This is a genomic window from Nostoc sp., assembly GCF_035638895.1.
Taxonomy (GTDB): domain Bacteria; phylum Cyanobacteriota; class Cyanobacteriia; order Cyanobacteriales; family Nostocaceae; genus Nostoc.
The window spans coordinates 1-14,897 of sequence record NZ_DASQZC010000033.1 but is presented as its reverse complement, the minus strand read 5'-3'; the positions used below and the strand labels follow the sequence as shown (position 1 = coordinate 14,897).

Sequence of the window (14,897 nt, the reverse complement as noted above, 5' to 3'; positions counted from 1 at the left end):
TACATTTTAACTGTAATTCTAAAGCATCAATCTTTCGTAAAAGCGACACTCCCCACACTATAGAAATCACCAACTTGATTGTCATGCCCACGAGCAAAAGTGTCACTATTGTGGCAGTTTTTTTTTGTTGAGTGAGCCTTTTTTGTTGTTCTGCAAGTCGTACTTCAGTTTCTTTAGCGCGTTCGGCTTCTAATGCTTGCTGCATTTCTCGCCGATCTAATTCTTCACTAGCAGCTAAAAATCGATAATCTAAGTTGCTTAAGCTTTTGCCATTTGCCCAAGTTTGAGCATCAATTAAGGCTTTTCCCCGCAATAGGCGAGATTCATCCTTTTCTTTTGAGGCTATCCATGCATTGAAGGTTTCGTAATATGGGCGTAAATAAGCTAATTTTTTTCCAACCCATTCTAAATTGAAAACTTCTTGATAAATTCGATTTTTGATTTTGAGAAAACCTTGCTTTTTGATTACCAAACCAGACAGCAACAGTTCTACCTGTTCTCGACTATCGTCAGATGGTACTTCCACTCCTTGGAGAATTTGTTGATAAATTCCCAGCAATCTGGCGGCAATTTGCTCGTTTCCAAGGATGCGATCGCGAATTGTCCGTAAATGCTCCGGTTCATCTTGTGATTCCCATTTTTCGATGATGTGCGATCGCACCACATTTTCTATCCAAAATTCTTCCGCGCCAGGGGGTATTTTTAGCTTTCTACCCATATCACTTTGAGATAAACTCACAAGTAGCCGACATAGCTTTTGAGTAAGAAATGGTTGCCCTTCTGTCCAAAATAATACTTCTTTCAAAAGCTTTTGCGGATGATTATCTTTTATATTCAGTCCCAAAGATAAAGGTTGAGCTTCTTCAAATGTGAATCCATTTACTTGGATGGCTTTACCAATATTAAAAGGGGTAGTATTATGTCGATATCGAATTAAGTCTGAAGGTGTCGCAACACCGAAAATTGCAAATGTAATCCGATGATACTCTGGATCAATTGCTCGTTGGTTATAACAAAAGCGAATCAAGCTAAAAAAGTCATCAACAGAAAAATCTAGGCTGAGAATACTATCAATTTCATCAATAAAAATAAATAGTCTTTCGTTAGGAAACTGAGCTAACAGAATTTCTGAAATAAATCGACTGACTTTCTGAACTAAAGAAATATCATTTTGTTCTTGCCACCAGGTTTTTAAATTGACTTTACCTAACAGTTTAAAGCCTAACCATAAATCACCTACTACTCCCTTATACCACTGCTCTGGAGTTATATTGTCACAACCGATATTAGTCATATCAACGGTGGCACATTTAAACCCCTCTTGTTGAAAGCGATGCTTTGTTTTTACCATAAGCGAGGATTTGCCCATTTGCCTACTGCTCAGGATGTAGCAAAATTCTCCCTGCTTTAAGGCTTCGTAAAGTTCCACATCCGCTTTGCGCTCAACATAGCTAGGTGCGTCAGTTGTAAGGGTTCCACCAACTTGGTATCGATAATTGTTCATTTGATTTAAAATTTTAAACTAGTTCTCATTTTTAATAATTAAATTTGCATCAAGATAATTGATTAAATTCATATTAAGAACGAGAACAAGTATTTTTATTATCTATGTTTCAACAGTTTACCAGAACTATTACGACCCTGATCGTCCCAGTTGTTGGCTAAAATAAAAGCGATATAACTCACACCTTATGTGAGCTTGATTGCCGTTTAGTTGAACCAAGCCCATACTTTCTAGCTTGTAAGCAGCGATCGCGTCTAACTCCACTTTTTCATCTGTTGCAATTACCTTTTCCATAGCTGACATTAATTCTGGTTCTTTTTGGAGTAAGCGCAACAGTTCTCGTAAATGCTGACTGTAAATTCCCACTTGTGTAGATGCGCTTTCTAGTAACACCTCTAATGTTATTTCTTCATGACATAAATGATAAAGCGCCAGACTCACCAAATAAGGATGTCCTCCTACCATTGTTTGTAAGGGTACAAGGCGTTTAGCCCCTTCGGAGTCTGCTGCCCAATGTAGCCCGTAAGCTAATGCTAATTTCTGTACCTGATCGAGGGTAAACGGCGGCAATGTAATGGTTATCCCAACATTGAAAGGCGATTGGTTTAACTTGAGTGGAATATAAATTTCTGTGGTGTGAACTACCACCATTCGGAGTTTTTGCCAGATTTGATCCTGCTTTGCTTGTTCGTGCCAAAATCGTAGCATTGGCAGAAAATCTTGGGCAATATTCGGATGTTCAAAAACTCGATGGACTTCATTCAAAGCCAAAACTACAGGACTTTGCTCAATGTATTGCAGCAGATATGCTTCAAAATAGATTTTGCAGCTTACCTTGCTGCCCATTTCCGTATCCCAAAAGTCATCTAGACAGGGAAGGAGATTTAATTGCCTGCTGACATTGACACAAAACCAACGCAAAAATTTATCTAGAGAAGCAAAAATATCTTCGTCAGCTTCTTGAAAGTCCAAATACGCAATTTGATAACCTTGCTCTCTAGCATAAGTAATCATTCGGTTTAACAGTGAACTTTTTCCCGTTTTTCTAGGTGCTTTGATTCGGATTAAGCAACCAGGGTGTAAAATCTCGTTACAAACAAGTTCTTCTAGGGGAGGGCGATTGATGTAAATAGGAGAACCCAGTGGTACAGGGCCGCTTGGAAATTCAATTTTGCTTGCTGAAGAAAAGTCTGGAGAAACCATTTCTAAGCTAGATTCTTCCTCCAACTTTTCTTGGCTCTGATTCTCCTGATCGTTTATCCTCTCTTCCAGATATTTATCCAAGACTAAATGCAGATTTTTTTTCGTTATTTTCTTTCCAAGTGCAACGGAAAGGTCTTGCCACAACTCAGAGCCAACTTCCTTGATGTAATTGTTGCGGTAGCCTGATATCTCTGCCATTTCATCGTAAGTTTTGCCCAACCACGATTGAGATAGTACAAAACATTGAATTGAAGCAAGAGGCTTGTCTTGCAAAATTGTTTCTACTGCTTGCAGAATATCTTCCACGGATATTAGTATTAAAGGTTAAAGAGTTAGTAAAGGCATTTATTCAATTTGGTATATTAATAATATACAACCGATTAACAATTCAAAATTCAAAATTAAAGACACTTCTGCGTTCCTAACAAATAGAGAAATCAGGATTCCGAGACATTACCGAAAAAGAATTCGGAATTCAGGAGCCAAAATCCAGAATGGATTAGCTATTTTAAACACGCGTGATATTAAATTCTTTCCTTTATGACTCTTCGCCCTGACTTGACTGCTAGGGTAGGGTATTCTGAATTCTGTCTTTAGCAGGACTTCTTATTTCTTCAGCGCTAGAGTCAAGCCATCTGCGATCGCTACTAAACTAAGACTAACTCGCTGGTCAAGATGGAGCTTTTCATTAAAGGCACGAATCTTTTTAGTTCTATTATCTTGCACTTCGGGGTCGGCAACCTTACCTGACCAAAGGACATTATCGATCGCAATCAGTCCCCCCGGACGCACTAATTGTAGCGATCGCTCATAATAAGCATCATAGTTGCTCTTATCTGCATCAATGAAAGCAAAATCAAAGGTTTCCGCTTCTTTGGTTGCCAGTAGCTTATCCAAAGTCTCTAAAGCTGGGGCAATGTGCAGTTGAATTTTATCCGCCACACCCGCTTGTTGCCAATAGCGCCGAGCGATCGTTGTAAATTCTTCACTCACATCACAGGCTACCACTTTACCGTCGTTTGGTAATGCCAATGCCACCACCAGGGAACTATAACCTGTAAATACCCCAATATCCAAAGTTTTTTTGGCTCCCAACAACTGCACCAGTAACGCCAAAAATTGCCCCTGTTCGGGAGCAATCTGCATTCTCCCTATTGGATATTGGGCTGTTTCCTGTCTCAGTTGGGTTAAGATTTCCGGTTCTCGCAAAGAGACTGATAGTAAATAGTCATAGAGGTTTTGTTCGAGTCCTAGTGTTTGAGTTGTCATAAAATTGGGGATTACGGGCTGGTGGATGAGTTTTTGATACTCGTGGATGAGTCTTTTTTACTCGTGGATGAGTCTTTTTTACTCGCGGATGAGTCTTTTTTACTCGCGGATGAGTCTTTAATACTCGTGGATGAGTCTTTAATACTCGTGGATGAGTCTTTGATACTCGCGGATGAGTCTTTTTTACTCGTGGACGAGTCTTTTTTACTCGTGGATGAGTCTTTGATACTCGCCAACGATTTTTGAGAAGTCAAAATTATCTTTAAAAACAACTTATATTATGTCCGCTAAATTACCCATAATAAAAGAACCCCACCCCCAACCCCTCCCCGCAAGCGGGGAGGGGAGACAAAGCATAGCTTTGGCGGGGTGGGGTTCTTCCGCCCAATTCTTGCGGCAAGTTTGCTATAAAGTCTATGCCGTCAACCCCCTAATTAAATAAATTGACAGCCAACCCAGTTATGCTGCACTTCAGGAATACCACCTGTGGATATAGCAACACCCACATTCTATATATGTAGAGATATTGCATACCAACCCTTTGTTTGAGTTACTTGCCTAAACCCTTCTAGAATAAAAACTATTGTAGGGAAATTTTATTACTAAACTTGCTTGTATTCTGGGAGGTTATGATGAGCCGTCCAATAATTCTTGGTATTGTAGGCGACAGCGCTGCTGGGAAAACAACACTAACGCGAGGAATCGCCCAGGTACTTGGCCCAGAAAATGTGACACTGATATGCACAGATGATTATCACCGTTATGATCGCCAACAGCGTGCAGAGATTGGTATCACTGCCCTCCACCCAGACTGCAACCATTTAGATATTATGCAGCAACACTTGTCGTTGCTACGCACAGGACAGCCAATTCTTAAACCAGTTTATAGCCATAAAACTGGCACATTCGAGCCACCGCAGTATATCAAACCCAATAAATTCGTGATTATTGAGGGATTACTCGGTTATTCTACCCGTGTTGCCCGTGATTCTTACGACGTGAAAGTTTACCTTGCACCGCCTGAAGAACTACGCTCTAAGTGGAAAGTTAAGCGAGACACGCAAAAGCGCGGCTACACAGCTGAACAGGTACTAGCAGAATTAGAAAAACGCGAACCAGACTCAGCAGAGTTTATCCGTCCGCAGCGACAATGGTCTGATATAGTAATCAGTTTCTACCCACCCGCCGGGGAAGATGATGAAACCAATGGACACCTGAATGTACGTTTGGTACTACGTCCAACAATTCCCCACCCAGATTTTACCCCGATTATCAGCTCTACCTATGGTAATTCTGACTCAGCAATCCGCCTGGGACTGGACAGAGATATGAGTAAGCCGGTGGATGTTTTAGAAGTTGATGGCCATGCAACCTTAGATCAGGTGAATAAGCTAGAGCATATTATTTGTTCTGATATGCCCCATTTACGAAGTATTTGCGATCGCGAAAGTAATCCCGAACTGGGTAAAATTGCTGGTACAACTGGAGAAACACTGCAAAGTTATCCTCTGGCTTTGACTCAGTTGATCATTACCTACCACATGCTCAAAGCAACGCAAATTTATCAATAGCTGGGATAGGGAGTGGGGAGTGGGGAGTAGTGTAAATCTATGAATTTAAAGATGAGTTAGGAAAACTTAGCTTGTCTTGCAGTGATTTCTTGTTTAGTAGCCTGTGCAGCAGCTATGAGCTTTTGTTGCGTTTTGCGGAAAGATTCATTCCACTAGACTTCATCTTGTAAGTCTTAGTTGAACTTTGGCGTGAGAATTATGAAATTATCAAATAAAAATGATTTTGAGAGCAAACAAGGGATAAATAAAAATAGTTCCATCTTTGATGACTATTCTCTTAGCTTTCTATGACCTATTGCCTCAGAATTGCTGACTTACCTACAAATGAGCGTCCGCGTGAACGATTAATGACGCATGGTGCAAAAATTTTAGCCACAGCAGAGTTAATCGCAATTCTTCTAGGCACCGGTCAAGGGCCAGGAAAACTATCAGCTGTGGGTTTGGGACAATATATTTTGAGCGAATTAGGCAAACACCAACGTGATCCTTTGGCAGTTTTGCGAGAAGTTAGTCCTGCTGAGTTGATGCAAATTTCTGGTGTTGGCCCAGCGAAGGCGACAAGTATCTTAGCAGCAATTGAATTAGGCAAACGCGCCTTTCAATCTCGTCCCAACGATGGCACATTAATTGATAGCCCACTTGCTGCTGCTGCTACCCTCAGTCAAGATTTGATGTGGCAAATACAAGAACGTTTTGCAGTGGTGCTATTAGATGTTAAAAATCGCTTATTGGGTACGCAAGTAATTACCATTGGTACAGCAACCGAAACCCTAGCCTCTCCCCGTGATATTTTTCGGGAAGTTATTCGTCAAGGTGCAACGCGGGTAATAGTTGCCCACAACCATCCTTCTGGAAACCTCGAACCCAGCCAGGAAGATATAGAATTGACGCGTCAGTTGTTAACAGGGGCGCAGCTTTTGGGCATTCCGGTACTAGATCATCTGATTTTGGGTAATGGCAATCATCAGAGTTTACGGGAACTGACAACCTTGTGGGATGAGCATCCGCAGGGGGATTAGTGAAGGGGCAGGGGAGAAAGATATGAAAAGCAAAAATATTGATTTCTAGCCGAAAGTGCCACGAAAAATAATGCGTCCAAGTTTTTCAGAGCAAAAAAAATTCAGCGTGAGTTTGAGGTTTAGGCAGATGACTCATCATTAATTTTTTGAGCATTTGCTCCCATCTGAAAACTACTGCGCTCAGTTGCGAGTAGTTTCCGCAGGCTCCTTCGGTTGTGTGTGGGTTGGCTTTTGTTTGGTTTTCGGCGGGATTACGTATGCCACTGCACCAACCCCAATCATTCCACCGCCTATGATATACATCATATTTCTGGTGAAGTATTGGGAACCAATGTATCCAAAAGTGATTGCTGCTACTGTTGTGACGATCATTTGAGGTAGTTTCATATTTAAAATGCTGTTGTTTGCTTAATGAATAAAAGAGTCTTTGGCAATTGGTCTATTCATTGATTTGTCGTTGAGGCTTTTCACCCAACGAGGCACTAGCAACAAAGCTGGAAAAGCCAACAAGCATCCAGCCCAAGCAGATATGTTTTCGTATCTGCCATTCATGCTCTTTACTGAGGGAAATTGATTTTGTGTTCGCCTCAATAATCTCTAACCCCCAACACGAAAGCGTGCCTATCCCAAATAAGCAAGTACTGGCAATAGAGGCAACCGCGATTGTGTTTAGAATCCGAACAGTAAAACTTGGATTTATCACAAGAGGCTTTTGCTGAGAGCGACTACGGAGCAGGCCTAATTCGTCTGTCCCTAGACGCTTTATATGCTCTTCTTGAATCAGACGATAAGCAAGTTGCTGATTATTAGTCATCTGTTGTCACTAGCATTTAGTTTTAATAGCATCCATATCAGTGAACACATAATAAACTTCCGTGACAGGTTGTACTACATTCCACAGGAAGGAATCAAATTTTCTTTGGTAAGAAGTTAGAGCTAATTGCACTAATAAGGCTATAAATTTTAATTTTTAAACTGGTATTTTTCGAGTAAGTCTTTGACTTGAGCAGCTACCAAAGGATGTGGATCTTTTTCTAACTGGGGGAGGATTTGCAGGAGAACGCGATGTGAAACCATATTTAAATATGCGATCGCAGCTTCTCTAACAAAGCCGGTTGGATGACGTAAACTCACTAAAATTTCAGAACTTGTCAATGGCGTGCGAGTCACTTGAGCAAAATGAAAACAGCAAGCTAGACACCAGTCAGAAAGGAAGTTACCCAAAGTCAGCAATCTGTGGAGGCGATCGCTAACTATCATATTTTCATATTCTACGATCTTAGCTTCTACCAGATGTTGCAATTTTTCTGAGTGCGGTCGGTTATCTAAAATATTCAGCAACAGAGATTTTGAAGACAAAGTTATGGTATGCTCTAAGATTTCTAACCCTCGTGCTAAGTTTACCACTGAAAGCGATCGCAAATTAAATGCTGCTGCCTGCATCTTTTCTGGCGAGTAAAGCAGTTTCAATAGCAGTAACAGCCGCTCTTTGACATCCAATTCCAATTCTAAAAGGGCGCGTTGCAATAACTCAGAGACAATCACAATCCTCTCACTAGATTGCTGATTTCCTTTTTCGTCTAGTGTTTTCAAATCTATATATGCGGCGTAAATCTCACCTAAAAACTTTAATTCCTGCTCAATTAAATTTTCTACCCGACTTTCATAAAATCGATCTACTAAACCTTTAATTCCTGGTTGTTTGTGGATTTTTAGTAAGCTGCGAAGAATATGATCCCTAGTTGTACCCCAAGATGTTTCCAACTTTTCCCATAAAATCTCCAATGCTTCTTGAGTCCCAATTTGAGCAATGGTACGCCAAGCATACATTCGCACTACTTCTGGTTTGTAAATATTGGTAGCTACCCGCAACAGCATCTCTATAACTTCATTCTCTAATCGCACTAAAGCAGACATTGCTGTAGTGCGGGTTGATTTGTAATAAAGTGCTGCTATCAGGGCACAATAGTACTCTTCTAAATGGGTTGCTGCAATCATTTCCAATACGGCACAGCGCACCCGTAACGACTCATCTTGTAACAAATTCGGAATGTGAATCCGCAACGCCTGCAAATAAACTGCTTCTCTAAGCGCCCTAACTCCATTTACCCGTTCCCGTTCTTTCTTATGAGTCAACATCCGGCGCATGGTTTGGGTAGCTGCTACCTTTTGCATAGGCGTTCCCTGACGTAAGACTAAAGCGGCGGCGGTGGCGCGGATGAGTGAGTTTTGCCGGGGGTTCAGGTATTCTTCTAGGATGCTTAAATTGGGATTTGGTTCAGCCAGCCAAACGTAGCGCAGCGCTAGGGCGAAAACTTCGGAGTTAGTTTCTTGGGGTTGTTCTAGCAAAGGACGGATAGCAGATAGATAAGCGGGATTTGCACCTGCTATCAGCATGACTTCTAAACTTTGGCGCTGTAAATCTGGGGTTAATTTGACTAACAGAGGTGCTAAAACTTCCGCACATCCTTGGGGATCAATTTGGGCTAAAAGTTCAATACAAGAGCGTTTATCTGCCTCGCTGCCTTTTTCTCCCAAGGCTTTGACTACACCTTGCTTGAAAAATCGTAAGCCGACATTGGTTGCACTTAACTGACCGCGTGCCACACTCAAGACTAACAGTTCAACATAGCGTGATCGCAATTCCCAAACTACTTTTAAACAGGTGCCAGCTATCAGCATTGTTTCTGCTACTAACACCCACTTTTGCAACGGTATGGGTATAAACTGACCACAAAACAATATAGTTGCAAAAATTAGCACTCCTGTCAAACCTGTAGCGATCGCTTCGGCAGTTCCACCAGATAAAGTCTGCATCCGGCTGCGAATTGCCTCTGGAATTGGTTGGTACAGAATTGGGCCGCTACTCATGACAAAGGTGTAGCGCAGGAGTTCATCAAAGAATTTGACAATTACCAAACCCCAAAAAAAGCTTTGCGATTGGATGGCGGGAATTAAATGCAATAATACCAGCACTCCTGGTAGTGAAAAGCCTACGGTGATTGGTAAAAGCGTAGCTGTGAAAAATACCCCCATTCGTTCGATGAGTCGGCTGGAAATAAACCACTGTAACAACAACTCACACAGTCCCAACGTCCCACCAAAAAGACCTAAGAAGCTGGCAAGTTCTCGGTCGCCCAAATTAGATTGGAGTTCGCGTAGATATTGAAAATCTATTAATAACCCAATGACTTGCAACAGACCGACAAAAGCAAACAGTTGCCAAACATAGCGCTTCAGAGGACTTTTAATAAAACGCTGTCGTGAAGCTTGTTCTTCAGTAACTAGTTTTTGTGGCGTTTCAGGAAAAGCCGCTCGATATTGATGAGTTAAATATAATAAAATCCCCGATCCTAATAAAATTACTATACAAGCGATGAAGATGATCTTATTCAGCGTGGTGTATTGCAATAGCCAAGGCAAACTAAAGCCACTGAGCACATCTGCGACTAAAAGCCCACTGCTCACCAATGGGTAAGTCCGTTTAATCTCCCGAATATTAAATATTTGGTTGGCAACGATGGAAGTGTTGAGGTCATTGACCACATAAAGTGCATCTACCCACAGCCGCAGCAGAAATGCCGAAATAACTGCCAGGTATGAAACATGCGCTCCCCAACGTAATACTACTAATAATAGTAATGGCATCAACATGCAAGGTGCGATCGCTACAATCACCCGGCGCAAAGGAAAAATCTTTTGCAGCCAAGAGTATAAAAAAACCAGTGCTGCACTCATAACGGCACTAGCAATATACATCCACGGCAGTAGCTGAGTCCCATATTCATCCAAAAACAGCGCCACAGTACTGTCCTCTGCCCACCGCAATCCTACACATACAGTTGTGTAAAAAAAGAACATGAGTTGAGTTCGTTCACTCTCCTCTGGTCGGAGATTCAGCCACTGTAGTAGTCGTAGCCGTGGTAAAGCAACTTTATTTGCAGCCAACCAGGGATTTTTCAGTTCCATGCAGTTTTCTTTTCTGGTAGTATCACCGAGTAATGGGGAGCGGGGGCAGGGGAAGCAGGGGGAGCAGGGGAAGAAAATATTTTCTCATCTCCCTTATCTCCAGGAAATAACAAAGGGCAACTGAGTATTATGTTTCCCACTTAGCCTTCAGGATTATCGATTTTAGATAAATTTAAATAACCTCAGAGTTTTGGGCGCATGTTGCATGGAAACGAAACATCAAAAAATCCCCTGACTTTAAGCCAGGGGATTTTCAAACATGGTCTATTAATACAGTTAGAGGATTATTTTTTAGGCGAGATGAGCATCATCATGTTTCGCCCTTCTTTTTTAGGCGCTTGTTGCAGCTCCCCATAAGGCTCCAAATCAGTTGCCATTCGCTTGAGCAAATCTTCTGCTAGGTCGCTGTGTTGAATTTCTCGACCCCGGAACATGACAGTAGCTTTGACTTTATCGCCATCTTTCAAAAAGCGCTCTGCTTGCTTAACACGCACGTTGTAGTCGTGTTCTTCTATTTTGTAGCGCATTTTAACTTCTTTGACATCAGCCGTGTGCTGCTTTTTCCGAGCTTCCCGCGCCTTTTTCTCCTGCTCAAACTTATATTTCCCGTAGTCCATAATCCGACAAACTGGCGGGTCAGCTTTGTCACTAATTAGCACCAAATCTAACTCTTTCTCTTCTGCTAGTTGTAGTGCTTCTTGTGGGAGCATAATTCCCAGTTGGGCACCATCAGTATCAATTACCCGAATTTTTGGGTAGCGGATTCGTTCGTTAATTTGGGGCAGATCGCGAGTTCTTTTCTTCTCAATCACAGGCATTATGATTTGTGGGAGATCTTAATGAAGGATTTGGTGTGGTCTTGATTGGTATGCCTCAGAGGCAAAATACAAAAATAACCCAGGACTGAAAACATAGTCTACAGTTCTAGAGTAACTAATCCATAAAAGAGTTGCGTCCTTGTATTTGCCATTCTACTAACTCTGAGATACTTTCTCTGCAATAGTTAATCTAAATTACACAACGTAGACTCATGTTAAATATTATTACAATGATTTAGCAATTCTTTTTACGATTGCATTGAGCAACATTGTATCTCCATAGTACCAAGCTCATAGATGCAGGACATCTAGCACAACTAATGTAACATATTACCTTACATACAGTAAACCTAGTGGTCTGTCTTATTAATTTTGATGAGTTCATAGTACGCACAAAGCGTGTTTAAAAATCAGATATAACTTTGTGTCCACCCTCTTGCGCTAAAGTTACATAAAAACGTGCATCTAAAGTCAGGAGGAAAGAGTTTTGAAAGCAGTCTTGATGACAGCAGCTGGCAGTCCAGAAGTTCTGCAACTACAGGAAGTACCAAACCCTACTGTTCCTGTAGGTAATAGTGAACTTTTAGTGCGTTTGGTGGCGGCTGGTATTAACCCCATTGACACAAAACTTCGTAGCCGAGGCACTTTCTACCCCAATCGCACGCCGACAATTTTAGGATGTGATGGTGCTGGTATAGTCGAAGCGGTGGGTAGTAGTGTTCAGCGTTTTTGCCCAGGCGATGAGGTATATTTTTGCTATGGCGGGTTGGGCGCACACCAAGGTAATTATGCTGAGTATACCGTTGTGGATGAGCGGTTTGTGGCACGTAAACCTGCGTCTATCTCCTTTGCCGAAGCAGCAGCAGCGCCTTTAGTGTTAATCACCGCCTGGGAAGCTTTATACGAACGGGGACGATTGGAACCTGGGGAAAGAGTTTTGATTCATGCGGGTGCTGGTGGTGTCGGTCATGTAGCAATTCAATTAGCAAAACTCAAAGGTGCTACTGTTTCCACCACAGTGGGTTCTGAAGAAAAAGCTAATTTTGTTAAACAACTAGGTGCCGATCATGTAATTTTTTACAAACAAACAGACTTTGTACAAGCAGCATTAGATTGGACTAACGGCGAAGGCGTAGACTTGGCTTTTGATACCGTAGGCGGCGAAACCTTTCACAAAACCTTCCCCGCAGTGCGAGTATATGGTGATATTGTGACGATTCTCGAACCCGATGCCAATACTGTTTGGAAAACTGCCAGACAACGCAATCTCCGCATAGGTTTAGAATTAATGCTCACACCAGCGTTGCTAGGATTAGAACAAAGCCTCCAGCACCATGCAGAAATTCTCGAACAATGTGCCACCTGGATCAATGAAAGCAAATTAAAAATCCATGTTAGCCACAAATTCCCTTTAAAAGAAGCGGCTAAAGCGCACCAACTAATTGAAAGCGGTTCTGTGACAGGTAAAATTGTTCTACTCATTAGCGACGATTGATCGAACAATTTGCATAATTTATTTTTTAAACATAGATGCAACCAGAGGTTAAATGCAAAGATACCCAGAAACCTTTCTCTGCGTCCCTCTGCGCTTCCCTTCTCTGCGTTCGCGCAGCGTGTCGCAGACAGACGCTTTGCGATTGCGTTCCTTTGCGTTTTACTTCTCCTCCTCCTCCCCCTACCTACTTCAGCAGCACAAACGCAACCAGAACGCACACCCTTAACTCTAGAATTATTACAAGAACGTCTACGCACACCCACACTGCTCGAAGGCAATTTGACCGTAGATTTGCAAAAAATGGTGATTGATTTGCGCCCAGAAAATACTAGTTTTCGTGATGCCTTTTACCAACTCATGCGAAAAGGACTAGGCGCAAAACCTCTGGGTTTAGACCTTAGCTATACCCTAATTTTAGGGGATTTTGTGGGCAGCGATTTGGGTTTAAGAACGCCCTTGTATGCCCAAGCCATTGCTCCGATTTTCACCGCCACCGAACAACAAGAATTAGAACTTTTGCGCTTCGTTTGTTTAGAGTCACTCACAAACTCCAAAGATTGCCGATCGCTGTTGGGAACACAGTCAACTCCATCCAGTGAAATCGCCGTTTTTCGTGGTGTCTTAACATTAGTGCAAACTCGTTTCAATGGCGAAATGAAGTTCTCTAATACATTCTTTCTTCAGTCTGTGGATGCCCAAGGTGCAACTTTTCTCCAATCCACTAATTGGAATGAAACCAGATTTGCTCGTCCCGTCAACTTTAACGGTGCTAAATTCAAACAACCAAGCAATTTTCAAGGCAGTATTTTTTTTGAAAAAGCTAATTTTAAACAAACTCAATTTCAAGAAACTGCTGATTTTCAAGGCAGCATTTTTGAAAAGACTACCAACTTCAACCAAGCAACTTTTAAACAGTTAGCTAAATTCAATAGTGGGCAGTGGCGAGATAATGCTGATTTTTCTAATGTCCGTTTTGCGAATCAAGCCCAGTTTACTAAAGCAAATTTTAATCAGTTCCTCCTTTTAACAGAAGCAACTTTTGAGCAAGCTGTCACATTTCGGGAGGTGGAGTTTAATCAATCGGTAAATTTGCAAGGTGCAAGCATTCTCAACCAAGCAGATTTTAGCGATGCAAGATTTTCTACAGAAGCTTGTTTAAGCGTACCTAGTTTAACTTTCAACTCTAACCAAGCAAAAATTTTAGGTAATCCGGGTCAGATTGGTAAGATGTTCTGCATCCCTACATTGCAAGGTAATCAAAACATATTGCGGAATTTGGGGCAAAATTTTCGTCAACAACAACAAGTTGCTGATGCTAATGAACTGGAATATACAAAACAACAACTGCGATTAGTAGAAATGAGTCGCCGTTTGACGGCTACAAATATTAATAGTGCCTCCCCCGCAAGTTTGATTGATTTGGGTTTTTCTGCAACTCAAGCCGAAGCGATCGCCCAGCGTCGTCTGATAAAACCCTTTCGCAATAGCAGTGAGTTACTGACTTTAGCAGACATCGATTTAGAAAAATACACACAACTTAGTGAGCGCTTAATTGTTGGTGAACCCCTTTCTATTATTGGGTGGTTACTGCAAGCTTGGAGTTGGTTGGGGTTGAGTGTACTGCTGTTGTTGAGTGGCTACGGTACAAATTTTTGGTTAGTTTTTGGTGTGGGAGGAGTTGCGATCGCTTATTTCGGCTTACTATTTTGGCTAGTGGATCGCTATCGGCGGCTGCATCCTGTACCAATTATTCCCACCTTTTACGAAACCATTTCGATATTTGTGAGTTTTAGCGTTTTAGGATTATTGAGCTTACTAGCCATCTTTCGTAATGCTCAACAACCTTGGCTGACATTGGGGTGTCTTTTAATAATTATTGTCCCCGTCCCAATGGCTTTATTGATTCGACTTTACCAACAAGGTCGTTATCACGATTTAATGGATGTTTCTTACTTCACAGAAGACGGCACATTCCGCCAGTTACGATTGTTGATTGGACGTTTGCCAGTCATACCAAGGAATCAGACATTTCGAGAACGATATATGCCT

The 14,897-nt window shown here is 41.7% G+C and carries 11 protein-coding genes; 4 read left to right on the top strand and 7 right to left on the bottom strand.

From position 1 onward, the window contains the following. The 3 genes from VE944_RS01330 to VE944_RS01320 all read right to left on the bottom strand — a co-directional run. The coding region (locus tag VE944_RS01330) for an AAA-like domain-containing protein (RefSeq protein ID WP_324971163.1) at window positions 1-1,504 on the bottom strand (1,504 nt) is incomplete at its 3' end. 129 nt (window positions 1,505-1,633) lie between these two features. Beyond that, a complete protein-coding gene (locus tag VE944_RS01325; protein WP_324971161.1) occupies window positions 1,634-3,013 on the bottom strand; it encodes an AAA-like domain-containing protein in 1,380 nt (459 codons plus the stop codon). A gap of 300 nt (window positions 3,014-3,313) precedes the next feature. Further along, on the bottom strand, window positions 3,314-3,976 hold the full coding sequence (locus tag VE944_RS01320; RefSeq protein WP_324971159.1) for a class I SAM-dependent methyltransferase: 663 nt from the start codon (window positions 3,974-3,976) through the stop codon (window positions 3,314-3,316). Window positions 3,977-4,608: 632 nt separating this feature from the next. Here VE944_RS01320 and VE944_RS01315 point away from each other — a divergent pair. Both VE944_RS01315 and radC read left to right on the top strand, forming a co-directional pair. Beyond that, window positions 4,609-5,547, top strand: a complete 939-nt coding sequence (locus VE944_RS01315) for a phosphoribulokinase (protein WP_324971165.1) — start codon at window positions 4,609-4,611, stop codon at window positions 5,545-5,547. 287 nt (window positions 5,548-5,834) lie between these two features. Continuing rightward, on the top strand, window positions 5,835-6,566 hold the full coding sequence (gene radC, locus VE944_RS01310; RefSeq protein WP_229489639.1) for a RadC family protein: 732 nt from the start codon (window positions 5,835-5,837) through the stop codon (window positions 6,564-6,566). Between the two features lie 180 nt (window positions 6,567-6,746). On the opposite strand, the gene VE944_RS01305 is transcribed toward radC, so the two are convergent. From VE944_RS01305 to infC, 4 genes are all read right to left on the bottom strand, one after another. After that, a complete protein-coding gene (locus VE944_RS01305; protein ID WP_324971155.1) occupies window positions 6,747-6,953 on the bottom strand; it encodes a hypothetical protein in 207 nt (68 codons plus the stop codon). 52 nt (window positions 6,954-7,005) lie between these two features. Further along, window positions 7,006-7,380, bottom strand: coding sequence for a hypothetical protein (locus VE944_RS01300; RefSeq protein ID WP_324971153.1), 375 nt, complete (start codon window positions 7,378-7,380; stop codon window positions 7,006-7,008). Window positions 7,381-7,529: 149 nt separating this feature from the next. After that, window positions 7,530-10,535 carry an MFS transporter gene (locus VE944_RS01295; RefSeq protein WP_324971151.1) on the bottom strand — a complete coding sequence of 1,002 codons (3,006 nt, stop codon included), beginning with the start codon at window positions 10,533-10,535 and terminating at the stop codon, window positions 7,530-7,532. Window positions 10,536-10,819: 284 nt separating this feature from the next. Further along, window positions 10,820-11,353, bottom strand: a complete 534-nt coding sequence (gene infC, locus VE944_RS01290; RefSeq protein WP_109010020.1) for a translation initiation factor IF-3 — start codon at window positions 11,351-11,353, stop codon at window positions 10,820-10,822. 487 nt (window positions 11,354-11,840) lie between these two features. On the opposite strand from infC, the gene VE944_RS01285 reads away from it, so the two are divergent. Both VE944_RS01285 and VE944_RS01280 read left to right on the top strand, forming a co-directional pair. Next, window positions 11,841-12,848, top strand: a complete 1,008-nt coding sequence (locus VE944_RS01285; protein WP_324971146.1) for a zinc-dependent alcohol dehydrogenase family protein — start codon at window positions 11,841-11,843, stop codon at window positions 12,846-12,848. 9 nt (window positions 12,849-12,857) lie between these two features. Continuing rightward, a partial coding sequence (locus VE944_RS01280; RefSeq protein WP_324971144.1) for a pentapeptide repeat-containing protein occupies window positions 12,858-14,897 on the top strand: 2,040 nt, incomplete at its 3' end.